Below are 24,671 nucleotides of genomic sequence, written 5' to 3'. Positions count from 1 at the left end.
CGGGGCTCAACTTCCAGGCCAGTTGCGCGCTCCAGACTCCAGCACACCGCCAACCCTGCTTCCCTTCTCCCGCGCCGCGTTTCCGTTAGCGCGAAAGAGGCGTGATTCTAAGCACCCGCCCCCGTCTACGCAAGCCCCTTTGTGAAAATATTTTGAAAAAGCCCCCGTGCGCTGGCGCGCACGGGGGCTTGGGGCTCGACGGGCCAAGTGGTGCCACTGACCTACGCGTTGCCGGCAACACTTCCCTCTATATATAGAAGCGCGTCACTTGCCGATCACCGCAGCCTGTAGTTGCTCGACCGGCACCGCGTCGGCCATCGCGGCGTAGCCGGCGTCGCTCGGATGAATGCCGTCCCCACTATCGTATCGACGCTGCAGCACGCTCGGGCGCGCCGGATCGCGCAGCACAGCATCGAAGTCGACCACGCCATCGAACCCGCCACCACTCCGGATCCACCGGTTCACCTCGAGCCGGATCGCCTCGCGCCCCTCCGGCAGCCCGGCTGGCGTCAGCGTCGCGCCGAAGACCTTCACGCCCTGGCGGTGCGCCGCTTCAATCAGCCGGCGGTAGCCGTCGATCAAAGATGCAGCCGTGACCTGCGTATGCGGGTGGTCGCAATCGAGCCCCGCGCGCGGCGGCATCGCGGCGAAGTTGATGTCGTTGATCCCGATCAGCACGATCGCCGCCTTCACCCCCGCGCGCGACAGTGCATCACGCTCGAACCGCGACGCCAGCGACGTGCCGTAGCACGCCGAATCGCTGAGCAGCCGGTTTCCGCTGATACCAAGGTTCGCGACGCCGATCGACTCCACGCCAGAAGCGGTCAGCCGACGCGCTAGTGCGTCCGGCCAGCGGCGATTCCGGTTCACGCTCGAGCGCAGTCCGTCGGTGATCGAATCGCCGATCGCCGCTACGCTGGCGCGCGCCGAACCAGCCTCGACCGCGAACTCGCTCACCCATGCGTATTGGGTAAAACGGGTGCGGAATGCGGCGGCGCCCGGATCACTCACGTGATCACCCGGTGCAGACACGTAATTGAACTGGTTCGACACGCGGTGCCAGACCGTCATCCGCTGATTCGCCCCCATCTGGAGGCTGATCGCATACGGCCGCCCGGCCGCCACATCGATCGCCACCGGATCGCTTTCGAGTTCCTGGCCCGGCGCAAGCGTCACCGACGCCTTGCCGCCGAACCGAACCGGCGCCACCGCACCAGCAAGCGCCGCCCCGTCGCCTGCGCGCGCGAGACTCGCCGCCTCGACGATCAGCGGCGCACGGCCGTAGGCATTGCTGACGCGGATCCGCGCGGCACGCCCCGACACCGTCGGATAGACGATCTGGCGCACGGCCCGCCCGGACACGTCGGGCGCACGATAAAGCGGCGGCGGTGCGGCAAGGTCGGGGATCGGCTGCAGCGCGGTCGCCCACGCCGCCACCCATCCAGCCGGCGCGGCCGAGGCCGAGGCCACGAGCGGCGAGACAAAGACGGCGGCACCCAGCACTGCCGCGGCGATACTGCTTCGAAATGACATCGGCAAAATCCTCGTCGAAAGCGGGCATTGTGCCGCAGAAGACGCGAACCCCACGCGCCGGATCGCCGTCACGCCGCCCGATCGCGCCCCGACGTCTCTCGTTTACCCGAGTCTCGCCGCAAATCCGCAAGAAATATATTAACCGACCGGTCGGTTGGTTTATACTTCGCACACATTCAACCGGACGAGAGCTTCGCCATGTACACGCAATCCCTCGACATCCCAGGCAACGTCGCGCCGCCCGACGCCGCAGCCGAGTCGCCCGAGCAGGCGCGGTTCGATGCGGTCATGGCCGCCGACGGCAAGATCGAACCGCAGGACTGGATGCCCGATGCCTATCGCAAGACGCTGGTTCGCCAGATCTCGCAGCACGCGCACTCGGAAGTCGTGGGCATGCTGCCCGAAGGCAACTGGATCTCACGCGCACCGAGCCTGAAGCGCAAGGCGATCCTGCTCGCGAAGGTCCAGGACGAAGCCGGTCACGGCCTCTATCTTTATAGCGCGGCCGAAACGCTCGGCGTATCGCGCGATTCGCTGATCGACGCACTGCTCGCCGGCAAGGCGAAATACTCGAGCATCTTCAATTACCCGACGCCCACCTGGGCCGACGTCGGCGTGATCGGCTGGCTCGTCGACGGCGCCGCGATCATGAACCAGATTCCGCTGTGCCGCTGCACGTACGGCCCGTACGCGCGCGCCATGATCCGCGTGTGCAAGGAAGAATCGTTCCACCAGCGCCAGGGTTTCGACGCACTGCTGTCGATGATGAAGGGCACCGACGCGCAACGCGCAATGGTCCAGCAGGCCGTGAACCGCTGGTGGTGGCCGGTGCTGATGATGTTCGGCCCGAGCGACGCCGATTCGGTCCACAGCAACCAGTCCGCGAAATGGGGCATCAAGCGGATCTCGAACGACGATCTGCGGCAGAAGTTCGTCGACGCGACGGTCGACCAGGCGAAGGTGCTCGGCGTGACGCTGCCCGACCCCGACCTGAAGTGGAACGAGGCGCGCGGCCATCACGACTACGGCACGATCGACTGGGACGAATTCTGGCGCGTGGTCAACGGCGACGGCCCGTGCAACAAGGAACGCCTCGCGACCCGCGTGAAAGCGCACGAGGACGGCGCATGGGTGCGCGAAGCCGCACTCGCCCACGAAGCCAAGCGCCGCGCCCGCGCCGAACAGCACGCCGCCTGAGCGGCGGCACACCATCGAATTCAGGATTGAGGAGAAAGTGATGAACAAGGAATGGCCGATCTGGGAAGTGTTCGTGCGCAGCAAGCAGGGGCTCGACCACAAGCATTGCGGCAGCCTACACGCCGCCGACGCATCGATGGCGCTGCGCATGGCGCGCGACGTCTACACGCGCCGCCAGGAAGGCGTGAGCATCTGGGTGGTGCCGTCGTCGGCCATTACCGCGTCGGATCCGAACGAGAAGGCGGAGCTGTTCGAACCGGCGGGCGACAAGATCTACCGTCACCCGACGTTCTACACGTTGCCCGACGAAGTCAACCACATGTAACGCCCGCGCCATGACGATCACGCCCGAACACCTCTCCTACGTGCTGCGCCTCGCGGACACCACGCTGATCCTCGGTCAGCGCAACGCCGAATGGTGCGGCCACGGCCCGATCCTCGAGGAAGACATCGCGCTCACCAACATGAGCCTCGACCTCATCGGCCAGGCGCGCATGCTGTACACGCACGCGGCCGAACTCGAGCGCCAGCTCACCGGCGCGACGAAGACCGAGGACGACTACGCGTACTTCCGCACGGAGCGCGAGTTCGCGAACTTCACGCTCGCCGAGCTGCCGCACTACGGCCCGATCGCCGGCACCGCGCACGCCGACAACGACTACGCGGTGACGATCGTGCGCAACTTCCTGTACTCGGCGCTGATGCTGCACGTGTGGACCGCACTCGAAACGTCGACCGACACGCAGCTCGCCGCGATCGCCGCGAAATCGGTGAAGGAAACCCGCTATCACTTTCAGCACGCACGCGAGTGGCTGGTTCGCCTCGGCGACGGCACCGACGAATCGCACCGCCGCGCGCAGAACGCGCTCGACTACCTGACGCCGTACACGCGCGAATTCTTCGCTGCCGATGCAATCGACGACGCGGTCGCCGCCGCGGGCATCGCCCCCGCACCGGCCACGCTCGAAGCAGCATGGCGCGCGGACGTGGACGACGCGCTCGCGGAAGCGACGCTCACGCTGCCGGCCCCCGTGCAGCATGTGACGACCGGCAAGCAGGGCGAGCACTCGGAGCACATGGGCTACCTGCTCGCGGAACTGCAGAGCCTCGCACGCCAGCATCCCGGCGCGAGCTGGTAACCGGCCGCCCACGCCCAACGGAGCCCGACGATGTCCGTCCAGACCGCCCCCGCCAACGCCGTGCCCGTCGCGCGCCACGCCGACCCGCTGCTCGCCCGTGCCTGGGACGTGCTCGAAGCCGTGCCCGACCCCGAGATCCCGGTCGTGTCGATCCGCGAACTCGGCATCCTGCGCGACGTCCGCCTCGGAGACGACGGCCAGCTCGAGGTCGTCATCACGCCGACCTACTCGGGCTGCCCGGCCATGTCGCAGATCGCGGAGGACATCGCCGCCGCGCTGCAGGCCGCGGACCTTCCGCCGCACCGGATCGAGACAGTACTCGCGCCCGCGTGGACGACCGACTGGATCACGCAAGAAGCACGCGACAAGCTGCGCGCGTACGGCATCGCGCCGCCGGTCGGCCAGTGCGGCACCGCCGCGCCGCGGGAAAACGTCGTGCGCTTCGTGCCGCGACCGGTCGCGGCACCCGCGTGCCCGCGCTGCGGCTCCGCCCGTACCGAGCGTCTCGCGCAATTTGCATCCACGGCCTGCAAGGCGCTGTATCGCTGCGTCGACTGCCGCGAACCCTTCGACTACTTCAAACCTTATTAATCGATATGGCGACCCCGCAATTTCATCCGCTGCGTATCCGCGACGTGCGGCCCGAGACCGCCGACGCCGTCACCGTCTCCTTCGACGTGCCGCCCGAGCTGCGCGATGCGTACCGCTTCACGCAGGGCCAGTTCGTCACGCTGAAGACCCACATCGACGGCGAGGAAACGCGCCGCTCGTATTCGATCTGCGTCGGGACGACGGACTACGATCGTGACGGCGAACTGCGCATCGGCATCAAGCGGGTGCGCGGCGGCCGCTTCTCGAACTTCGCGTTCGACTCGCTCAAGCCGGGGCACACGATCGACGTGATGACGCCGGACGGCCGGTTCTTCACGCACCTGAACGCCGATCACGGCAAGCAGTACGTCGCGTTTTCAGGCGGCTCCGGCATCACGCCGGTGCTCGCGATCGTGAAGACGACGCTCGAACTCGAGCCGCGCAGCACGTTCACGCTGATCTACGGCAACCGCAGCGTCGACGCGATCATGTTCGCGGAGGAGCTCGAGGACCTGAAGAACCGCTACATGAACCGCTTCGTCCTCTATCACGTGCTGTCGGATGACCAGCAGGACGTCGCGCTGTTCAACGGCGTGCTCGACCAGGCGAAATGCGCGGAATTCCTCGACACGCTGATGCCGGCCGACGCGATCGACGAGGCGTTCATCTGCGGCCCCGCGCCGATGATGGATGCAGCCGAGGCCGCGCTGAAGGCGGCCGGCGTGCCGCAGGCGAAGGTGCACGTCGAGCGCTTCGGCACGCCGCTGCCGCAAGCCGGTGCGCCGGTCGTCGAAATCACCGACAAGACCCCGGCCGCCGACCTCGAAATCGTGCTCGACGGCAAGAAGCGCAAGCTGCGCCTGCCGTACGAAGGCGTGAGCCTGCTCGATGTCGGCCTGCGCGCGGGCCTCGCGCTGCCGTACGCGTGCAAGGGCGGCGTGTGCTGCACGTGCCGCGCGAAGGTGCTCGAGGGCGAAGTGCGGATGGAGAAGAACTACACGCTCGAAGAGCATGAAGTGAAGGACGGCTTCGTGCTCACGTGCCAGTGCCACCCGGTCAGCGACAAGGTCGTCGTGAGCTACGACGAGCGTTGAGCGACGTCGCGTCGCGGCGCCGGGCGGTTTCTCGCCGTCACACATCTCGCTTACACTAGGGGCCGCCGGCCGGCTGGACATCGCAACGTCCGCCCGGCCGGCGGTTTTCTTTTGTTGACGACAGGCCGATGAGTACCATTCATGTGATTCAGGGCGGCACCGCCGCCGCGTCGCTGCACGAGGCACTCGCGCAAGCCGGACGCGACGAGCGCGTCGTCGGATTGCTCGACGATCTCGGCGTCGGGCCGCTCAAGGGCGCCGACGAGACGCCCGACACGCGCGCCGCCTTCTGGCAGCGCGTGCTCGGCGACCAGATTCCCGACTGGAACGCGGAGATCGAAGGCGAGTTCGCGCGCCTCGACCAGCTCGCGACGGATACCGGCCAGGTGGTCGTATGGCATGCGCCGAGCGTCGGCGACAAGCTGCTGCTGCGCCGCGTCGCCTATCACCTGCGCAACGTCCCGCAACGCCTGAACGAAGTGCGTCTGTCGGCCGCCGATCTCGACTCGGCCCAGCGCGCGGCGCTATCGCGCACCGACCAGGCGTGCGCGACCGGCATGTTCTCGCCGGCCGAGCTGGCGCGCAAGCGCCCGGTGGCCGCGCCAATCTCGGTGCTGCGCATCGGCCGCCTCGCGCTCGAATGGCAGGAGGCGAAGCACCTGAACGCCGAGCTGCGCTACTGGGTCAGCAACACCATCAAGAGCGGCTACTATGAGGACCTCGACGCGCTGATCGTCGCGCGCGCGGAAACCGCCTGGCGGCCCGCGGCGCGCCTCGTCGGCAGCATCATGGCCGACGCCGACCGCGGCGGGCTGTTCGTCAGCGACTCGATCGCCTGGTGGCGCTGCCGCGAACTCGCGGCGGCCGGCCGGCTCGAGCTGCAGGACGACGCGCCCGACGCCCTCTCTTCCACGCAGGTGCGCGCGGCCCGCACGGCCACCCCGCACCGCTAATCTTCCCCATTCGACCATGGCCCGTACCCGAGCGCCCGACCACGAATCCCAGCGCGAGCAGATCCTCGATCTGGCCGCCGAGAAATTCGCGCAGACGAGCTACCCGAGCACGTCGATGTCCGATCTCGCGACCGCGAGCGGCACGTCGAAGGCGCGCCTCTATCACTATTACGAGAGCAAGGAAGCGATCCTGTTCGACCTGCTCGACCGCTACACGAAACGGCTGATGCTGATCATCGCCGAGGTCGAAGGGGCGAGCCAGCGACGCGGCCTCAGCGAGCGCGACGCGTTCGCCGAGCTGGTGCGTGCGTTCCTCGCCGAATACGAGACGTCGCACAGCCGGCACGTCGCGCTGCTCAACGACGTGAAGTATCTCGAGGACGCGCAGCGCGAAATCGTGCTCGACCGCCAGCGCGACATCGTCGCGGCGTTCACGCGGCAGCTCGCACGCGCGTATCCGGACCGCATCTCGAAGGAAAACCAGACGTCCGTGACGATGATGGTGTTCGGGATGATCAACTGGACGTTCACATGGCTGAAGCCCGGCGGCCGCCTCGGCTACCGCGACTTCGCCGAGCAGGTGATCGACCTGATCGAGCGCGGGCTGTCGACGGCCGCCTGAATGACGCGCAGCAGCAAGCGTTGCGCGACGGGCACACTGCGGCTGCCCGCCGCGCATTTCATATGATGAATTTTAAATTCGCTTAAAATCAATAGCTTACAGAATGAACTAAGCGGTTTTAGAATTTCCCCTCAGCACAAATAACGTCAAATACGGGTTTTCCCCAACCTCGCTCGGGTAAAATGCTGTTGCATTGCACAACCCGCTTGTGCACCCACACTGAGGAACCCACGATGAACACGCAATTCAACGGCCCTGCCGAAGTTGTCGGCACGGTCGGCAGTGCGCCGGTTCTCGTCAGGGAACTGGCTTCCAAAGACCGTGAGCAGATGCTCACCCACTTTCTCTCGCTCGACGAAGAGGACCGCCTGCTGCGCTTCGGCCAGATGGTGCCCGACCACGTGATCGAGAATTATGTCCGCACGATCGACTTCGGCCGCGACACCGTGTTCGGCGTGTTCGACCACGACCTCGAACTGATCGGCGTCGGCCACCTGGCCTACCTGCCGGCCGAGGGCGACAAGCGCACGGCCGAATTCGGCGTGTCGGTGCTCGAAAGCGCACGCGGCCGCGGCGTCGGCTCGAAGCTGTTCGAGCGCGCGGCGATCCGCAGCCGCAACACGCACGTGACGATGCTGTACATGCACTGCCTGTCGCGTAACGCGACGATGATGCACATCGCGAAGAAATCCGGGATGCGGATCGAGTACGCGTACGGCGAAGCCGATGCGTACCTGTCGCTGCCGCCGGCCGACCACTCGACGATCATCGCCGAGATGCTGCAGGAGCAGGCCGCGGTGTTCGACTACGCGATGAAGCGCCAGGCGCGCCGCACCACGAAGTTCATCGAATCGCTGATGCCCGCCGCGCTGACGGCGTAACTTCAGCCAGCCGGGCCGCGCCTGCCGCGCGCCCGGCCCCTCCCTTCCCCGCCGCGCACTAGCGCACCGAACGAATCGGCAACGCCGTCGTCTCCTTGAAGCATTCGAGCGAAAAGCTCGTCTTCACGTCGATCACCGACGGGTGATGCAGCAGATGCTCCTGCACGAAGCGGGAGAAATGCGCCATGTCCTCGACCTGCACGCGCAGCAGGTAATCCATGTCCCCCGTCATCGCGTGGCACGCGACCACTTCCGGCCAGGTCTGCACGGCCGCGCGAAACAGCTCCGCATGGGTCGCGCCTGCGCGCGCCGACGTTTCGTCGGCCCGCGCCGGCGCCAGGCCGCCACGCTTCTCGAGCCGCACGCTCACGTACGCGAGCAGGTCGAGCCCGAGCTTCTGCGGATCCAGCAGCGCGACATAACCGGTGATCACGCCGATTTCCTCGAGCCGCCGGATCCGCCGCAGGCACGGGCTCGGCGACAGGTTCACGCGCTCGGCGATCTCCTGGTTCGACAGGCGCCCGTTCTCCTGAAGAATCGCGAGAATCCGCCGGTCGATGGCATCCAATTCGGCTTGCGCCATCTTCTGCCCTCCAATGAATGATTTGAGACGGGAAATTGCGCCATCGTAGGTTCTGGCAATTAAGTTCGCAAGTTTACGCTCGCGGCTGCCCGCTACACTTTGTCGCACGTACCGATGCGTCGCGCACGCCACCGCGTGCGCGACGTTCGACATCGAACCAGGCCGGGCCTGCGCACGTCGCCCCGGCCGATCGCCCCCACAGGAGACACGCCATGCAGATCCCGAACTGGGACAACCCCGTCGGCACCGACGGCTTCGAATTCATCGAATACACGGCACCGGACCCGAAAGCGCTCGGACAACTGTTCGAACGGATGGGTTTCACCGCGATCGCGCGCCACCGCCACAAGGACGTGACGGTGTACCGCCAGGGCGACATCAACTTCATCATCAACGCCGAACCCGATTCGTTCGCACAACGCTTCGCGCGCCTGCACGGCCCGTCGATCTGCGCGATCGCGTTCCGCGTGCAGGACGCCGCGAAGGCGTACCAGCACGCGCTGGAACTCGGCGCATGGGGCTTCGACAACAAGACCGGCCCGATGGAGCTGAACATCCCGGCGATCAAGGGCATCGGCGATTCGCTGATCTATTTCGTCGACCGCTGGCGCGGCAAGAACGGCGCGCAACCGGGCGCCATCGGCGACATCAGCATCTATGACGTCGACTTCGAGCCGATCGCCGGCGCGAACCCGAACCCGGTCGGCCACGGCCTCACCTACATCGACCATCTGACGCACAACGTGCATCGCGGCCGCATGCAGGAATGGGCCGAGTTCTACGAACGCCTGTTCAACTTCCGCGAAGTGCGCTACTTCGACATCGAAGGCAAGGTGACGGGCGTGAAGTCGAAGGCGATGACGTCGCCGTGCGGCAAGATCCGCATCCCGATCAACGAGGAAGGCTCGGATACGGCCGGCCAGATCCAGGAATACCTCGACGCGTATCACGGCGAAGGCATCCAGCACATCGCGCTCGGCGCCGCCGACATCTACCAGGCGGTCGATGGCCTGCGCAGCAAGGAAGTGAAGCTGCTCGACACGATCGACACGTATTACGAACTGGTCGACCGCCGCGTGCCGAACCACGGCGAATCGCTGGACGAACTGAAAAAGCGCAAGATCCTGATCGACGGCGCACGCGACGACCTGCTGCTGCAGATCTTCACCGAAAACCAGATCGGGCCGATCTTCTTCGAGATCATCCAGCGCAAGGGCAACCAGGGCTTCGGCGAAGGCAACTTCAAGGCACTGTTCGAATCGATCGAACTCGACCAGATCCGCCGCGGCGTCGTACAGGACAAGGCCTGACGCATCCGGCGGGCGGCTGCCCGGGGCAACCCGGCAGCCCGCACGATCCGGCGGCGCAAAAAAAAAGGGCGGGAATCCTCGGATTCCCGCCCTTTTTGCATTCCGGCGCGGCCCGCGGGCCGCGCGAGCGGATCAACGCGCGTTCGCCTTCGACTCGACGGCGCGCTCGGCCGACGGCTGCGCGACGGCGTCCTGGGCCGGCACGATCTGCTGCATCTGCGCGCCGGCGGCCGCCAGTGCGCTCGCGCCTCGCGCGTGCACCGGGCCGGTCATCGAGAAAAACGCGGCGGACACGATCAGGAAACTCTGGATATGACGTGTGTTCATTGCACCTCCTGTAAAACTGCCGGCGCCTCCCCGATTGCGTCGAAACAAGCCAACGCGACCGGGCACCTCCGGCAGGCCGACAAGATTAACGGCGTTTGCACGAAGATGGGGCCGGCTTTACATGCTTTTACATGATGTAACGCATGGTTCCACCCTGTTTTTCTGATGCGCCGCCGCAATTCCCCCGCGTTCCAACCGATGGGCGGCGGGTTTGCCCCAGTGCTACCATCGCTTAAAACCGGCCAATATGCCGGCCACTGCAGACGCGTCCACAAGACGCCCGAAGCAGTCGAGTTTTGGTGATCCCAAACTGGGTGGAGGAGACAGTTAATGAATGCCCCGCTAGACGCAGGCCAACGCGCATCGCTAGAAGCCGCGCTGAAGTCCGTCACGCTTGACGACAAATACACACTGGAACGCGGCCGCGCGTACATGAGCGGCATCCAGGCCCTCGTGCGCCTGCCGATGCTCCAGCAGGAACGCGATCGCGCCGCCGGTCTCAATACCGCCGGCTTCATCTCCGGCTATCGGGGTTCGCCGCTCGGCGGTCTCGATCTGTCGCTCTGGAAAGCCAAGCAGCACCTGGCCGCCCACCAGATCGTCTTCCAGCCCGGCCTCAACGAAGATCTCGCCGCCACCGCCGTGTGGGGCTCGCAGCAGGTGAACCTGTACCCCGGCGCGAAGCACGACGGCGTGTTCGGCATGTGGTACGGCAAGGGCCCGGGCGTCGACCGCACGGGCGACGTGTTCAAGCACGCAAACTCGGCCGGCTCGTCGCAGCACGGCGGCGTGCTGGTGCTCGCCGGCGACGACCACGCGGCGAAATCGTCAACGCTCGCGCACCAGTCCGAACACATCTTCAAGGCCTGCGGGCTGCCGGTGCTGTTCCCGTCCAACGTGCAGGAATATCTCGATTTCGGCCTGCACGGCTGGGCGATGAGCCGCTACTCGGGCCTGTGGGTCGCGCTCAAGTGCGTGACGGACGTGGTCGAATCGTCGGCATCGGTCGACATCGACCCGCATCGCACCGAGATCGTGCTGCCGACCGACTTCATCCTGCCGGAAGGCGGGCTGAACATCCGCTGGCCCGACCCGCCGCTCGTGCAGGAAGCACGGCTGCTCGACTACAAGTGGTATGCGGCGCTCGCCTACGTGCGTGCGAACAAGCTCGATCGCATCGAGATCGATTCTCCGAGCGCGCGCTTCGGGATCATGACCGGCGGCAAGGCGTACCTCGACGTGCGTCAGGCCCTGACCGACCTCGGCCTCGACGACGAAACCTGCGCGCGGATCGGCATCCGGCTCTACAAGGTCGGCTGCGTGTGGCCGCTCGAAGCGCAGGGCGCGCAGGCGTTCGCGCGCGGGCTCGACGAAATCCTCGTCGTCGAGGAAAAGCGCCAGATCCTCGAATACGCGATCAAGGAAGAGCTGTACAACTGGCCCGACGGCCAGCGGCCGCGCGTGTTCGGCAAGTTCGACGAGAAGGACGGCGCCGGCGGCGAATGGTCGGTGCCGATGGGCAACTGGCTGCTGCCCGCGCACTACGAGCTGTCGCCGGCGATCATCGCGAAGGCGATCGCGACGCGCCTCGAGAAGTTCGAGCTGCCGTCCGACGTGCGGGCACGCATCGCCGCGCGCCTCGCCGTGATCAACGCGAAGGAAATGGCGCTCGCGAAGCCGCACGTGCAGACCGAGCGCAAGCCGTGGTTCTGTTCGGGCTGCCCGCACAACACGTCGACCAACGTGCCGGAAGGCTCGCGCGCGATCGCCGGCATCGGCTGCCACTACATGACCGTGTGGATGGACCGCAGCACGAGCACCTTCAGCCAGATGGGCGGCGAAGGCGTGCCGTGGATCGGCCAGGCGCCGTTCACGGACGAGAAGCACGTGTTCGCGAACCTCGGCGACGGCACCTATTTCCACTCGGGCCTGCTGGCCGTGCGCGCGGCGATCTCGTCGAAAGCGAACATCACCTACAAGATCCTCTACAACGACGCGGTCGCGATGACGGGCGGCCAGCCGGTCGACGGCGTGCTGACGGTGCCGCAGATCACGCACCAGCTCGCGTCCGAAGGCGCGAAGAAGATCGTGATCGTCACCGACGAGCCGGAGAAGTACGACAGCCAGAAGGCGCTGCTCGCGCCGGGCGTGACGATCCATCACCGCGACCAGCTCGACGACGTGCAGCGCGAGCTGCGCGAGATCGAAGGCACGACGATCCTGATCTACGACCAGACCTGCGCGACCGAGAAACGCCGCCGCCGCAAACGCGGCACGTACCCGGACCCGGCCAAGCGCGTCGTGATCAACGACGCGGTGTGCGAAGGCTGCGGCGACTGCTCGGTGCAGTCGAACTGCCTGTCGGTCGAGCCGCTGGAAACCGAATTCGGCACGAAGCGCCAGATCAATCAGTCGAGCTGCAACAAGGACTTCTCGTGCGTGAAGGGCTTCTGCCCGAGCTTCGTCACGGTCGAGGGCGGCCAGCTGAAGAAGCCGAAGGCCGTGTCGGTCGACGGCAACGCACTGCCGCCGATCCCCGAACCGACGCTGCCGGACATCGACCGCGCATACGGCGTGCTCGTCACGGGCGTCGGCGGCACGGGGGTCGTCACGATCGGCGCGCTGCTCGGGATGGCCGCGCACCTGGAAAACAAGGGCGTGACCGTGCTCGACGTCACCGGCCTCGCACAGAAGGGCGGCGCCGTGATGAGCCACGTGCAGATCTCGCACGCGCCGACCGACATCCACGCAACGCGGATCGCGATGGGCGAAGCCGACCTCGTGATCGGCTGCGACGCGATCGTCACGGCCGGCGACGAATGCACGTCGCGGATGCGGCACGACACGACGCGCGTGGTCGTCAACAGCGCGCAGACGCCGACCGCCGAGTTCATCAAGAACCCGAACTGGTCGTTCCCCGGCCTGTCCGCCGAGAACGACATCCGCGCGGCGGCAGGCGAAGCCGTCGATTTCATCGACGCGAACCGCTTCGCGGTCGCGCTGCTCGGCGACGCGATCTACACGAACCCGTTCGTGCTCGGCTACGCATGGCAAAAGGGCTGGCTGCCGTTGACGCTCGCGTCGCTGGTCCGCGCGATCGAGCTGAATGCGGTATCGGTCGAGAAGAACCGCGCGGCCTTCGACTGGGGCCGCCGCGCCGCGTACGACCTGGCGAGCGTGAAGCAGGCCGCGGCCGGCGACGCGCGCCCCGTGCAAGGCGCCACGGTGATTTCGCTGCACACGAAGAAGGCGGTCGACGCCCTGATCGCGAAGCGCGTGGAATTCCTCACCGCGTACCAGAATGCCGCGTACGCAGCACGCTATGCGGCGTTCGTCGACAAGGTGCGCGCGGCCGAGCGTGCGCTGGCGGACGGCGACACGGTGCAGGAGCAACTGACCGAAGCGGTCGCGCGCAACCTGTTCAAGCTGATGGCGTACAAGGACGAATACGAGGTCGCGCGGCTGCAGTCCGATCCGGCGTTCCTCGCGCGCCTGACCGCGCAGTTCGAAGGCGACTGGAAGCTGAAATTCCACCTCGCGCCGCCGCTGTTCGCGAAGACGGACGCCCACGGCCATCTCGTGAAGAAGGCGTACGGCCCGTGGATGATGTCGGCGTTCCGGCTGCTCGCGAAGGCGAAGTTCCTGCGCGGCACGGGGCTCGACCCGTTCGGCCGTACCGACGAGCGTCGCACCGAGCGCGCGCTGATCGGCGAATACGAAGCGCTGATCGGCGAGGTGCTCGCCAAGCTGAACGCGGCCAACCGCCCGCTCGCCCTCGAGCTCGCGGCGCTGCCGGACGGCATTCGCGGCTATGGTCACGTGAAGGAGAACAACCTGCGCGCGGTACGGGTGAAGTGGGACACGCTGCTTGCGAAGTGGCGTTCGCCGGCCGGCGGCCAGTCGCACCAGCAGGTCGCGTAACGGCACGCGGCGGGCATTCGCGGCCGGATGCCCGCTGGTGAGCGGCTATCCGCTCACGTCGCTTCACGAAAAAAAACGCCACGGAACGCGGGTTCCGTGGCGTTTTTCATTGCGCCGCGCGTGAAGCGCGGCACACGCGGACGTGGACTTACTTCGTGTTCACGTTCGCGGCGGCAACGGCCGTCATGTTGATGATCCGGCGCACGGTCGCGGCCGGCGTCAGGATGTGGGCCGGCTTCGCCGCGCCGAGCAGGAACGGGCCGACCGTCACGCCTTCGCCGCCGACCATCTTCAGCAGGTTGTACGCGATGTTCGCCGCTTCGACGTTCGGCATGATCAGCAGGTTCGCTTCGCCCGACAGCGTCGTGCCGGGGAAGGCCTGCTTGCGGATCAGTTCCGACAGCGCCGCGTCGCCGTGCATTTCGCCGTCGACTTCCAGGTTCGGCGCACGTTCGACGATCAGCTTGCGGGCTTCGCCCATCCGGCGCGACGACGCCGACGGCGCGCTGCCGAAGTTCGAGTTCGACAGCAGCGCAGCCTTCGGCACAATGCCGAAGCGCTCGATCTCGGCCGCGGCCTGGATCGTCATGTCGGCGAGCTGTTCGGCGCTCGGCAGCTCGTTCACGTACGTATCGCACACGAACAGGTTACGGCCCGGCAGCATCAGCAGGTTCATCGCCGCGAAGTGCTCGGCGCCCTTCGCACGGCCCAGCACCTGCTCGATGAACTTCAGGTGGCTGTGGAACGTGTCGATCATCCCGCAGATCATCCCGTCCGCGTCGCCCAGATGCACGAGCATCGCGCCGATCAGCGTGTTGAACTTGCGCATCGCCGCCTTCGCGACTTCCGGCGTCACGCCGTCGCGCGCGCCGATCTCCTGATACGCCTGCCAGTAGCGGTGGTAGCGCGCATCGTCTTCCGGATCGACGATCTCGAAATCGGTGCCGGCCTTCAGCTTCGAGCCGATCTTCGCGAGGCGCATGTCGATGACCGACGGACGGCCGACGAGGATCGGCTTCGCGATCTTTTCCTGCAGCACGAACTGCGCGGCACGCAGCACGCGCTCGTCTTCGCCCTCGGCGAACACGATGCGGGCCTGCTTCTGCTTCGCGGTGGCGAACACCGGACGCATCACCATGCCGGTGCGGTAGACGGTCGCGCCGAGCTGCTCGCGGTACGCGTCCATGTCCTGGATCGGGCGGGTGGCGACGCCCGAATCCATCGCGGCTTGCGCGACGGCCGGCGCGATCTTGATGATCAGGCGCGGGTCGAACGGCTTCGGAATCAGGTAGTCCGGCCCGAATTCGAGCGAGTGGCCTTCATACGCCTTCGCGACTTCCTCGCTCTGGTCGGTTTCCTGCGCCAGCTCGGCGATCGCGCGCACGCACGCGAGCTTCATTTCTTCCGTGATCGTCGTCGCGCCGACGTCGAGCGCGCCGCGGAAGATGAACGGGAAGCACAGCACGTTGTTGACCTGGTTCGGGTAGTCCGAACGGCCCGTCGCGACGATCGCGTCCGGACGCACGGCCTTCGCGTCTTCCGGACGGATTTCCGGTTCCGGGTTCGCGAGCGCCAGGATCAGCGGGCGGTCGCCCATCGTCTTGACCATGTCCTGCTTCAGCACGCCCGCGCTCGAGCAGCCGAGGAACACGTCCGCGCCGACGATCGCGTCGGCGAGCGTGCGTGCGTCGGTGGTCGCCGCATAGCGCTGCTTCGACGGATCGAGGTTGCCGCGCCCTTCGTAGATCACGCCCTTCGAATCGGCGACGAGGATGTTCGACTTCGTCAGGCCGAGGTTCACCAGCAGGTCCAGACACGCGATCGCTGCCGCGCCCGCGCCCGAGCACACGAGCTTCACTTCGGACAGCTTCTTGCCGACGACCTTCAGGCCGTTCAGGATCGCGGCCGACGCGATGATCGCGGTGCCGTGCTGGTCATCGTGGAAGACGGGGATCTTCATGCGCTCGCGCAGCTTCTGCTCGATGTAGAAGCATTCCGGCGCCTTGATGTCCTCGAGGTTGATGCCGCCGAGCGTCGGCTCGAGCATCGCGATCGCCTCGACGAGCTTGTCGGGGTCGGACTCCGACAGTTCGATGTCGAACACGTCGATGCCCGCGAATTTCTTGAAGAGGCAGCCCTTGCCTTCCATCACCGGCTTCGCGGCGAGCGGGCCGATGTTGCCGAGGCCGAGCACGGCGGTGCCGTTCGTGATCACGCCGACGAGGTTGCCGCGCGACGTGTACTTCTGCGCGTCGAGCGGATCGGCGTGGATCGCTTCGCACGCTGCGGCGACGCCCGGCGAATACGCGAGCGACAGATCGAGCTGGTTCGACAGCGGCTTGGTCGGGGTGACCGAAATCTTGCCGGGTTTCGGGTTCAGGTGATAAGCGAGTGCGGCCTGCTTCAGTTGTTCGTCCATGATTGACCTGCGAGAGACATGCGAAATATTGACGGTTCAGTACGCAGCACCTTCGGCCGCGTCTGCTTGAATCGAGGGGGTGGTCGACTGCGAGACGGCACGCGACGCGCCGGGTCGGCACGCCATCGAACCTTGGCGGATGGCAAGAGGAAAGTACAAAGTACTGAACGATTTCTAAGGGCCGCCTAGTGTACACCCCCTAAATGACGCATGTTGGTGCAGCGCCGCATCCTCCGCATCAGCGTGCGAGCGATCCGGCCCCGCTTGTTTCGCCGGTGGTGAGCCGCGCGGCGAACCCGCGCGAATTCCGCCGAAAACCGGCCTGAATCGGGTAAAATAGCCGGCTACGCGCGCAGCGATGCGATTGGCCCTCCGATCGCGCCCCGGCCCCCTGGGCAGGTTCCCCTTGCTGCGCCACCGGGCCCGCGCCCGCTCTTCGCTCATCACCCAAGGAATGCCCATGACAGGCTACGATCGTCAGTCGATCTCGGATACGACCGCCAAAATCCTGCTCGAAGTACAGGCAGTGCACTTCAACGCAGAAAAACCGTTCATCTTCACGTCCGGCTGGGCAAGCCCCGTCTATATCGACTGCCGCAAGCTGATTTCGTATCCGCGCGTGCGCCGCGCGCTGATGGAAATGGCTGAAACGACGATCACGCGCGATATCGGCTTCGAGCAGATCGACGCGGTGGCGGGCGGCGAAACGGCCGGCATCCCGTTCGCGGCCTGGATCGCCGACCGGATGATGGTGCCGATGCAGTACGTGCGCAAAAAGCCGAAGGGTTTCGGCCGCAACGCGCAGATCGAAGGCCATCTGGAAGAGGGCTCGCGCGTGCTGCTGGTGGAAGACCTGACGACCGACAGCCGCAGCAAGATCAACTTCGTCAACGCGCTGCGCACCGCCGGCGCGACGGTGAACCACTGCTTCGTGCTGTTCCACTACAACATCTTCAAGGAAAGCGTGTCGGTCCTGAAGGACATCGACGTCGACCTGCACGCGCTCGCCACGTGGTGGGACGTGCTGCGCGTCGCGAAGGCCTCGGGCTACTTCGAGACGAAGACGCTCGACGAAGTCGAGAAATTCCTGCACGCACCGGCCGAGTGGTCGGCTGCGCACGGCGGCGCAACGTCCCCGAAGGACTGACGCCGCGCCGGCCCGCCGGCCGGCGTCCTGGCTGAACGAGCCGCCCGCTTCATCGCGGGCGGCTTTTTTTCGTCCGTCGAATTTGCGTCCGCCGATTCGTGCGCAAAACGACCGCGACCACGGGTCGCGGCGTGCGTCGCTCATCGAACCCTAATGCTAGACTTGATCCATCGCTGCCATCAGCTGCGCAGGCAACGCACTACGCCAACAATGCCGGACGCATCGGTCCGGCCCACGTGACGGGAGAAGCGCCATATGCGTGTGGATCGCCGGATCACTCCGCCTGCGCCATCGGGTCGCCCGTCGCCGTTCCTCGTCGTCCTCCTTTACGCCGCCGCCCTCTCCGCCCTGCCCGCGCATGCGGAAGGCCCGTTCACCGTGACGAGCGACGACCTGACGCCGGGCGGGCGCGTCCGCGCCGCGAACGTGTTCGACCGCGGCGACTGCAAGGGCGGCAACCACTCGCCGCAGCTCGCCTGGCACAACCCGCCGGCCGGCACGCGCGGCTATGCGGTCACGGTCTTCGATCCCGATGCGCCGGGGCACGGCTGGTGGCACTGGGCGGTGGCGGGCATTCCGGCGACGGTCACGAGCCTGCCCGCCGACGCGAGCGCGTCCGGGTTCCTGCGGCGCATCGGCGCGAGCGAGGCGCGCAACGACTTCGGGATCGACGGCTACGGCGGCCCGTGCCCGCCGCCGGGCAAGCCGCACCGCTACGTGATCACCGTCTATGCGCTCAAGGGCGACGACCTGCGCGTCGCGCAGGGCCGCCCCGCGCCGATGTTCGAACACGAGATCGGCACGCTGGCGATCGGTACCGCGCAACTCACGGTCAACTACGGGCAGTAACGCGCATGGGGCGCCAGGCATCGCACGCCACCGCGATTGCCGGCCGCCGCGAAATGGTGTTCTCCGCGCTCACGCGTTCTCCCGTCATTTCGGCTTGCTAGACTCGTCGTCACCGGTCGCGGCGCCATGCCGCGCATCCGTCGCGCCGCCCACCGGCGACGCGTGACGCGGCGAGCCTGCGGTCCGCCGTTCCCGTTCCTTTCCGGAGAACGCTTCATGTCGAACATCGTCATCGTCTATCACAGCGGCTACGGTCACACGCAGAAACTGGCCGAGGCCGTGCACGCGGGCGCGCAGGACGCCGGCGCGACCGTGCGCCTGCTCGCCGTCGGCGACGTCGACGACGCGGGCTGGGCCGCGCTCGACGCGGCCGACGCGATCGTCTTCGGCGCGCCGACCTACATGGGCGGCCCGTCGGCGCAGTTCAAGCAGTTTGCCGACGCGACGTCGAAAGCGTGGTTCACGCAGAAATGGAAGGACAAGATCGCCGCGGGCTTCACGAACTCCGCGACGATGAACGGCGACAAGTTCTCGACGATTCAATATTTCGTCACGCTGTCGATGCAGCATGGGATGGTGTGGGTCGGCACGAGCCTGATGCCGGCCAACTCGAAGGCGGCCACGCGCAACGACATCAACTACCTGGGCGGCTCGACGGGCCTGCTCGCGCAGTCGCCGGCGGATTCGACGCCCGACGAAGGCCCGCTGCCGGGCGACCTCGAGACCGGCAAGGCATTCGGCCGGCGGGTTGCCGAAGCGACCGCCCGGTGGGTCGCCGGCCGCGGCTGAGCCTGCCCTGGCGCCCGCTCCGGCGGGCGACATAGGGACACAAGACGGCCCGCCGGCCGTCTTTTTTTCGCCCCGCGCGGTGCAGGCCCGCCGGATGACGTCTTAAAATGGCGGATTCAGGGCGCGGGCCCCCGTTTCATTCAGTGAGAGCGAAATGAGCACCAAAGTTTTTGTCGACGGCCAGGAAGGCACGACCGGCCTCAAGATCTTCGAATACCTGTCGGCACGCAGCGACATCGAGATCCTGCGCATCGATGAAGCGAAGCGCAAGGACGTCGAAGAGCGCCGCCGCCTGATCAACGCGTCGGACGTCACGTTCCTGTGCCTGCCGGACGTTGCATCGCGCGAATCGGCGTCGCTCGTCGAGAACCCGAACACGACGCTGATCGACGCGAGCACCGCGTTCCGCACCAGCGCCGACTGGGCGTACGGCCTGCCGGAACTGACCCGCGCGCAGCGCGAGAAGATTCGCACGTCGAAGCGCATCGCCGTGCCGGGCTGCCACGCGTCGGCCTTCGTGCTCGCGATGCGTCCGCTCGTCGATGCGGGCATCGTCGCACCGACGTTCGCCGCGCACAGCTACTCGATCACCGGCTACAGCGGCGGCGGCAAGGCGATGATCGCCGACTATGAAAACGCCACGCCGGGCGGCAAGCTCGCGAGCCCGCGCCCGTACGCGCTCGGCCTCACGCACAAGCACCTGCCGGAAATGGCCGCGCACACGGGCCTCGCGAACCCGCCGATCTTCACGCCGATCGTCGGGCCGTTCCTGAAGGGTCTCGCGGTGACGACCTACTTCACGCCCGAGCAGCTCGCGAAACGCACGACGCCGCAGGACGTGCAGCGCGTGTTCGCCGAGTACTACGCGGACGAAGCATTCGTGCGCGTCGCCCCGTTCGATGCGGACGCGAACCTCGACGGCGGCTTCTTCGACGTGCAGGCGAACAACGACACGAACCGGGTCGACCTGTTCGTGTTCGGCAACGCGGAGCGCTTCGTCACGGTCGCGCGCCTCGACAACCTCGGCAAGGGCGCATCGGGCGCCGCGATCCAGTGCATGAACCTGAGCATCGGCGCGGCCGAGGACGCAGGTCTCAAACGCTGATTCAGCGTCGCATGCAATGCAAAGCCGGCCACTGGCCGGCTTTTTGTTTATCCCTGTCAGGCAATATATAAAAAATTCCGGATCGCGCATTTACAAATATTTACAAGCTTTCCATTGCGCGATTACCAGTGAATTAATCCCGCCCCTTCTTTATCCAGTCAATCCCGAATAGGGATAAACCGGATACCGCCGCTTTAAACGCTGCCGTTATACGCAGGAAGGCTCTGCGCCGGCCTGTCCGGCGTCGCACGCCCCCCACTCCGGCCGCTTTCGGAAGCCCGTCTCACGTTTTAATTCTTACCGAATGCCGTGTCGGACAAGGATTCAATACACGATGCCCGTTTCAATCGCCTTTTTTAGACGGGTTCATCAATTGACAGCAAAAATCAAGGCGGCGACATTAGCTCGCACAATTAAACGATTGGAGACAGCGGCATGTCGCACACCTTATCGAAGGGGGTGGCAACGGCCTTTGCCATTGCCCCTTTCCTGGTTGCATGTGGTGGGGGGGACGGCGGCGCACCCGCGCCGATCAATGCGCCCCAATGTTCCGGATCCAGCTGCGGCACGCAAGGGCCGCCGCCGTCACAGCCCATCAACGGTGCGCTGTGCCCGGCCAACGCCGACATCGTGAAGAGCACGTACCTCGGCGGCGCCGGTAGCGGCGAGATCGTCAGCGTCAACATCGACGCGGTGGCGATGACCTACACGCTCAAGTGGCTCGAATCGCCGATTCCGCTCGCGACCGGCACGGTCACGCCGAGCCGCGTCGGCACGACGATCACCGGGGCGGTCATGCACCCGCCGACCGGCGTGCTGCCGACCGCGGAGCAGACGCGCTGCGCGTTCATCCTCACGCCGGGCTCGGGCAAGGCGCCGAACGGCGCGACGTACTCGACGGCCGCCGACTTCAACCAGGCGAACCCGCCGATGCTGCTGGTCGGCATGGGTGTCGCGGGCGGCGGCATTCCGGGCGCGACGATCCAGTACGACGGGCTGACGATCATCCCGGGCGTGCTCCAGAACATCGGCCAGGTGCCGAACCGACACTTCGACTTCTATCCGTTCCTCGGCTTCGCGAACACGACGACCGACCTCACGAAGCTGCCGGGCACGTACAACGCGCTGATCTATCACCTCGTGCCGTCGAGCAACTACGCGACGAAGGGTTCGAACTCGAGCGAGACGTTCGACGCGAACGGCGCGTGCACGTCGAGCGGCTCAGGCGGCTGCCAGACGACCGGCGATCCGTGGAAGGCGAGCGCGAACGGCGGCTACTTCGACAGCACGAAGGCCCCGCAGATACTGCCACAGACGCAACTGCCGACCGGCGCGACCGGCAAGTCGGCGACCGCGCACATGGTGATCGGCCAGCTCAATGGCGCGACGGTGCCGGTGATCGTACGCACGGGCAACGTGAACCTCGGCACGCCGCCGCTGCACCTCGATGCGCAGGTCGACGACGAATCGGGCATCGCGGTGCTCGGCGCGGCGACGGCGATCACGTCGGGCGCGATCGACGGCGGTTACGCGGGCGCGGACTCGAACTTCAAGTACACGGCGGCCCTGATCCGCGGCAGCAACGCGTCGTTCATCAACCCGAGCACGCAGGCCGAGGAAGACGGCTTCACGCTCGACTACGGCCAGGCGACGCCCGGCCTGCTGAACGCGACGACGATTCCGAAGAGCGGCACGGCCGCTTCCGGCGTGGTGATCGCGACGGGCGGCCTGTATGCGGCGCTGATCCAGGGCACGGTGAACGGCGGCGTCACGCCGACGTCGGCGAATTCGACGACGTCGTCGACCCCGTACTTCGGCGTGGGCGCGCAGATCAGCAAGTAGCGAACGAGGGCGCGGCGGCGGGCTGACCGCCGTCGCGTGACGCTGGGAAGGCACGAAGGCGCTCGGCACGGCGCAAGCAGGACGAGCACGACCAACAGAAGCGGCCGACAGGGAGCTGGCCGCCGCACAAGACAAATCTGGAGGAGCAACATGAAGCGCAACCTCATTCTGGCGGCGGCCTTTGCCGCCCCCCTTCTTTCCGCCTGCGGCGGCAGCGGCAGCGGCGGCGACAACCCGCCCCCGCTCGTCGAAGACCGGCTTTGCCCCGCCACGCTCGACTACAACACCGTGTTCACGGGCGGCGCGGGCAGCGGCGAGCTCGCGAAAGTCCAGCTCGACACGACCAAGATGACCTGGCAGGTCACCTACGTCGAATCGGCGGTGCCGCAAAAGACCGGCACCGTCACGCCGACCCGCGCGGGCACCATCGACAGCGGCACGCTCACGCAGGAAACGCTGCTGCCGACCAACAAGCTGAACCAGTGCGCGTTCCGGCTGAACGGCGCGAGCCTCGATGCGTCGCGTCCGGCACGCATCTTCGTCGGCTTCGGCGTCGCGGGCGGCACGATCCCCGGCAAGGAAATCCAGTTCGACGGCGTGCTCGGCCAGGCCGCGGTGCCCGATACGAAGTTCCCGTACTACCCGTTCATCGGCTTCTCGTCGATCGAAACCGACATCACGAAGGTCGCGGGCACGTACAGCCACGTCGGCTTCGGCGAAGTGCCGTCGCAGAAGTTCGCGCCGGCGTCGATCGACGCGAAGGTGACGATCAATGCGGACGGCACGTGGACCAAGTGCGACACGACCGGCCAGTTCGCCGGCGGCGCGTGCGCGCAGCAGGGCACGAACTTCGTGCAGTCGGCCGACGGCAGCGGCGCGTTCCAGTCGAACAACTACGCGAGCCAGCTGAAGCCGACGCTGTCGGCGACGCCGCAGGGCAAGGGCTTCATGATCGTCGGCAAGCTGCGCAACCAGCTCGTGCCGATCCTCGTGCGCACGGGCGTCGCGAACCCGAACCCGACGCCCGACAGCAACGGCGTGCCGGGCCTCACCGCCGACGACGAATCGAGCATCTCGATCCTCGCGCCGCAGACGGCGATCGCGCTCGGCTCGCAGAACGGCGAGTACATCGGCGTCGACAGCCAGTTCGACTACCGGACCACCGCGCTGATCGACAAGCAGGCCACGCTGCTCGATCCGTTCAACGCGTCGCAGGCCTCGCTCGCGACCGCGCTCGATCTCGACTACACGCAGAAGGTGCCTGGCACGGTCACGACGATTCACACGGGCTCGGGCAGCACGTCGCCGACCGGCAAGTTCATCTTCACGGGTGGCGTGTTCGGTTTCCTCGACAACGCGGGATCGACGCCGTATTTCACGATCGGCGCATTCGTCCAGTAAGCGGAGGGAAGAGCCGTGATGAAGAAGACCCTTCTCTGCGCGGCGGCGAGCGCCGCCGCCGTGGCGCCGCTCGCGGCGCATGCGCAGAGCGCCGGCAGCAACGTCGTGACGCTGGGCTGGTTCCATATCATGCCGCAGCAGAGCAGCACGCCGATGACGACCAACGTCGCGCCGACGCCGATCAACACGCCGCTGCGGCTGCCGCCGTCGTTCACGTCGCCGGGCACCGGGCTGCACACGAGCGGCGCCGACACCGTGGGCCTGACGGTCAGCCACTTCCTGACCGACCATATCGCGGTCACGTCGGTGGCCGGCGTGCCGCCGGTGTTCAAGGTGTCGGGCCAGGGCACGATCAAGCCGCCGGGCCCGGCCGGCGCGCTCGGCACGCAGAACATCGGGCTGGCCTCGGTCAATCCGATCGTGAAGAGCGTGCGGCAGTGGAGCCCGGCGGCGATCCTGCAGTACTACTTCGGCGCGGCGAACGCGAAGTTCCGGCCGTTCCTCGGCCTCGGCGTGTCGTACAACTGGTTCAGCGACCTGCAGCTCAACACGAACTTCATCAAGCAGACGCAGGACAACCTCGGCGCGGTTCTCGCGGCGGGCGCGGGCAAGCCGGGTACGACATCGGTGGAGGCGAAGGCGTCGTCGTCATGGCAGCCTGTGTTCAACGCGGGCCTGCAGTACAACATGACGGAGCATTTCGGGCTGATCGCGTCGGTCACGTACATCCCGCTGAAGACGACGTCGACGGTGACGATCAAGGCGGCCGACGGCACGGTGCTCTCGGAGTCGAAATCGGACCTGAAGGCCGACCCGATCATCAGCTACGTCGGGATGACGTACAAGTTCTGAGCGCAGCGACCGACGACGAATGGAAGGCCGCGACAAAATCGCAGGCAAAAAAAAGCCCGCCTAAGAGGCGGGCTGAATCCATATCAGAGGAGACATGGAGGAGACAGGTGCAACTA

At 66.4% G+C, this 24,671-nt stretch carries 21 protein-coding genes; 17 read left to right on the top strand and 4 right to left on the bottom strand.

What is annotated here, in order from left to right; translation table 11 throughout:
* Positions 1 to 264: 264 nt before the first annotated feature.
* Positions 265 to 1,533 carry an SGNH/GDSL hydrolase family protein gene (locus LGM56_RS35275; protein WP_226208082.1) on the bottom strand — a complete coding sequence of 423 codons (1,269 nt, stop codon included), beginning with the start codon at positions 1,531 to 1,533 and terminating at the stop codon, positions 265 to 267.
* Positions 1,534 to 1,731: 198 nt separating this feature from the next.
* On the opposite strand from LGM56_RS35275, the gene paaA reads away from it, so the two are divergent.
* The 8 genes from paaA (at position 1,732) to LGM56_RS35235 (ending at position 8,010) form a co-directional block, all read left to right on the top strand.
* Positions 1,732 to 2,730 carry a 1,2-phenylacetyl-CoA epoxidase subunit PaaA gene (gene paaA / locus LGM56_RS35270; RefSeq protein WP_226208078.1) on the top strand — a complete coding sequence of 333 codons (999 nt, stop codon included), beginning with the start codon at positions 1,732 to 1,734 and terminating at the stop codon, positions 2,728 to 2,730.
* Positions 2,731 to 2,770: 40 nt separating this feature from the next.
* Positions 2,771 to 3,055, top strand: a complete 285-nt coding sequence (gene paaB / locus LGM56_RS35265; protein WP_010092957.1) for a 1,2-phenylacetyl-CoA epoxidase subunit PaaB — start codon at positions 2,771 to 2,773, stop codon at positions 3,053 to 3,055.
* Positions 3,056 to 3,065: 10 nt separating this feature from the next.
* Positions 3,066 to 3,869, top strand: coding sequence for a 1,2-phenylacetyl-CoA epoxidase subunit PaaC (gene paaC, locus LGM56_RS35260; protein WP_089493931.1), 804 nt, complete (start codon positions 3,066 to 3,068; stop codon positions 3,867 to 3,869).
* Positions 3,870 to 3,899: 30 nt separating this feature from the next.
* The gene (paaD, locus tag LGM56_RS35255) at positions 3,900 to 4,460 is read left to right on the top strand and encodes a 1,2-phenylacetyl-CoA epoxidase subunit PaaD (protein ID WP_089493930.1); all 561 of its coding nucleotides are present in this window, start codon (positions 3,900 to 3,902) and stop codon (positions 4,458 to 4,460) included.
* A gap of 5 nt (positions 4,461 to 4,465) precedes the next feature.
* Entirely contained in the window at positions 4,466 to 5,554 is a 1,089-nt protein-coding gene (gene paaE, locus LGM56_RS35250; RefSeq protein ID WP_226208077.1) for a 1,2-phenylacetyl-CoA epoxidase subunit PaaE, read from the top strand.
* A gap of 128 nt (positions 5,555 to 5,682) precedes the next feature.
* Positions 5,683 to 6,507 carry a DUF1835 domain-containing protein gene (locus LGM56_RS35245; protein WP_226208076.1) on the top strand — a complete coding sequence of 275 codons (825 nt, stop codon included), beginning with the start codon at positions 5,683 to 5,685 and terminating at the stop codon, positions 6,505 to 6,507.
* A 16-nt stretch (positions 6,508 to 6,523) separates the two neighbouring features.
* Positions 6,524 to 7,129: a TetR/AcrR family transcriptional regulator gene (locus LGM56_RS35240; protein WP_006482923.1), complete on the top strand. Its 606-nt coding sequence runs from the start codon at positions 6,524 to 6,526 to the stop codon at positions 7,127 to 7,129.
* A gap of 233 nt (positions 7,130 to 7,362) precedes the next feature.
* The gene (locus LGM56_RS35235) at positions 7,363 to 8,010 is read left to right on the top strand and encodes a GNAT family N-acetyltransferase (protein WP_039366876.1); all 648 of its coding nucleotides are present in this window, start codon (positions 7,363 to 7,365) and stop codon (positions 8,008 to 8,010) included.
* 58 nt (positions 8,011 to 8,068) lie between these two features.
* On the opposite strand, the gene LGM56_RS35230 is transcribed toward LGM56_RS35235, so the two are convergent.
* Complete coding sequence (locus tag LGM56_RS35230) at positions 8,069 to 8,593, bottom strand: Lrp/AsnC family transcriptional regulator (RefSeq protein ID WP_059608511.1); 525 nt, start codon at positions 8,591 to 8,593, stop codon at positions 8,069 to 8,071.
* Positions 8,594 to 8,805: 212 nt separating this feature from the next.
* Here LGM56_RS35230 and hppD point away from each other — a divergent pair, with 212 nt between their 5' ends.
* Positions 8,806 to 9,903, top strand: a complete 1,098-nt coding sequence (gene hppD / locus LGM56_RS35225) for a 4-hydroxyphenylpyruvate dioxygenase (protein ID WP_089439018.1) — start codon at positions 8,806 to 8,808, stop codon at positions 9,901 to 9,903.
* A 132-nt stretch (positions 9,904 to 10,035) separates the two neighbouring features.
* On the opposite strand, the gene LGM56_RS35220 is transcribed toward hppD, so the two are convergent.
* Positions 10,036 to 10,230, bottom strand: coding sequence for a hypothetical protein (locus tag LGM56_RS35220; protein ID WP_046547411.1), 195 nt, complete (start codon positions 10,228 to 10,230; stop codon positions 10,036 to 10,038).
* Positions 10,231 to 10,560: 330 nt separating this feature from the next.
* On the opposite strand from LGM56_RS35220, the gene LGM56_RS35215 reads away from it, so the two are divergent.
* Positions 10,561 to 14,151 carry an indolepyruvate ferredoxin oxidoreductase family protein gene (locus LGM56_RS35215; protein WP_226208075.1) on the top strand — a complete coding sequence of 1,197 codons (3,591 nt, stop codon included), beginning with the start codon at positions 10,561 to 10,563 and terminating at the stop codon, positions 14,149 to 14,151.
* Positions 14,152 to 14,299: 148 nt separating this feature from the next.
* Here LGM56_RS35215 and LGM56_RS35210 read toward each other — a convergent pair whose 3' ends face one another.
* Entirely contained in the window at positions 14,300 to 16,570 is a 2,271-nt protein-coding gene (locus LGM56_RS35210; RefSeq protein ID WP_089493925.1) for an NADP-dependent malic enzyme, read from the bottom strand.
* 460 nt (positions 16,571 to 17,030) lie between these two features.
* Between LGM56_RS35210 and LGM56_RS35205 the strand changes: the two genes are divergently transcribed.
* From LGM56_RS35205 to LGM56_RS35175, 7 genes are all read left to right on the top strand, one after another.
* A complete protein-coding gene (locus LGM56_RS35205; protein ID WP_011350651.1) occupies positions 17,031 to 17,717 on the top strand; it encodes an orotate phosphoribosyltransferase in 687 nt (228 codons plus the stop codon).
* Positions 17,718 to 17,972: 255 nt separating this feature from the next.
* Positions 17,973 to 18,566, top strand: coding sequence for a YbhB/YbcL family Raf kinase inhibitor-like protein (locus LGM56_RS35200; protein ID WP_226208074.1), 594 nt, complete (start codon positions 17,973 to 17,975; stop codon positions 18,564 to 18,566).
* Positions 18,567 to 18,782: 216 nt separating this feature from the next.
* Positions 18,783 to 19,355, top strand: a complete 573-nt coding sequence (locus tag LGM56_RS35195; protein ID WP_039366855.1) for a flavodoxin family protein — start codon at positions 18,783 to 18,785, stop codon at positions 19,353 to 19,355.
* Positions 19,356 to 19,509: 154 nt separating this feature from the next.
* Positions 19,510 to 20,460: an N-acetyl-gamma-glutamyl-phosphate reductase gene (argC, locus tag LGM56_RS35190; RefSeq protein ID WP_089493923.1), complete on the top strand. Its 951-nt coding sequence runs from the start codon at positions 19,510 to 19,512 to the stop codon at positions 20,458 to 20,460.
* A 435-nt stretch (positions 20,461 to 20,895) separates the two neighbouring features.
* Positions 20,896 to 22,302 carry a DUF2957 domain-containing protein gene (locus tag LGM56_RS35185; protein ID WP_226208073.1) on the top strand — a complete coding sequence of 469 codons (1,407 nt, stop codon included), beginning with the start codon at positions 20,896 to 20,898 and terminating at the stop codon, positions 22,300 to 22,302.
* A 150-nt stretch (positions 22,303 to 22,452) separates the two neighbouring features.
* Positions 22,453 to 23,703, top strand: a complete 1,251-nt coding sequence (locus tag LGM56_RS35180) for a DUF2957 domain-containing protein (protein ID WP_226208072.1) — start codon at positions 22,453 to 22,455, stop codon at positions 23,701 to 23,703.
* An 18-nt stretch (positions 23,704 to 23,721) separates the two neighbouring features.
* Complete coding sequence (locus LGM56_RS35175; protein ID WP_089439010.1) at positions 23,722 to 24,555, top strand: OmpW/AlkL family protein; 834 nt, start codon at positions 23,722 to 23,724, stop codon at positions 24,553 to 24,555.
* The last annotated feature ends 116 nt before the right edge of the window (positions 24,556 to 24,671 follow it).

This window comes from Burkholderia sp. AU38729 (assembly GCF_020419725.1).
In the GTDB taxonomy this organism is placed as follows: Bacteria; Pseudomonadota; Gammaproteobacteria; order Burkholderiales; family Burkholderiaceae; genus Burkholderia.
Note: the sequence above shows the minus strand (reverse complement) of the source record. Positions and strands in the feature narration are given on the sequence as shown.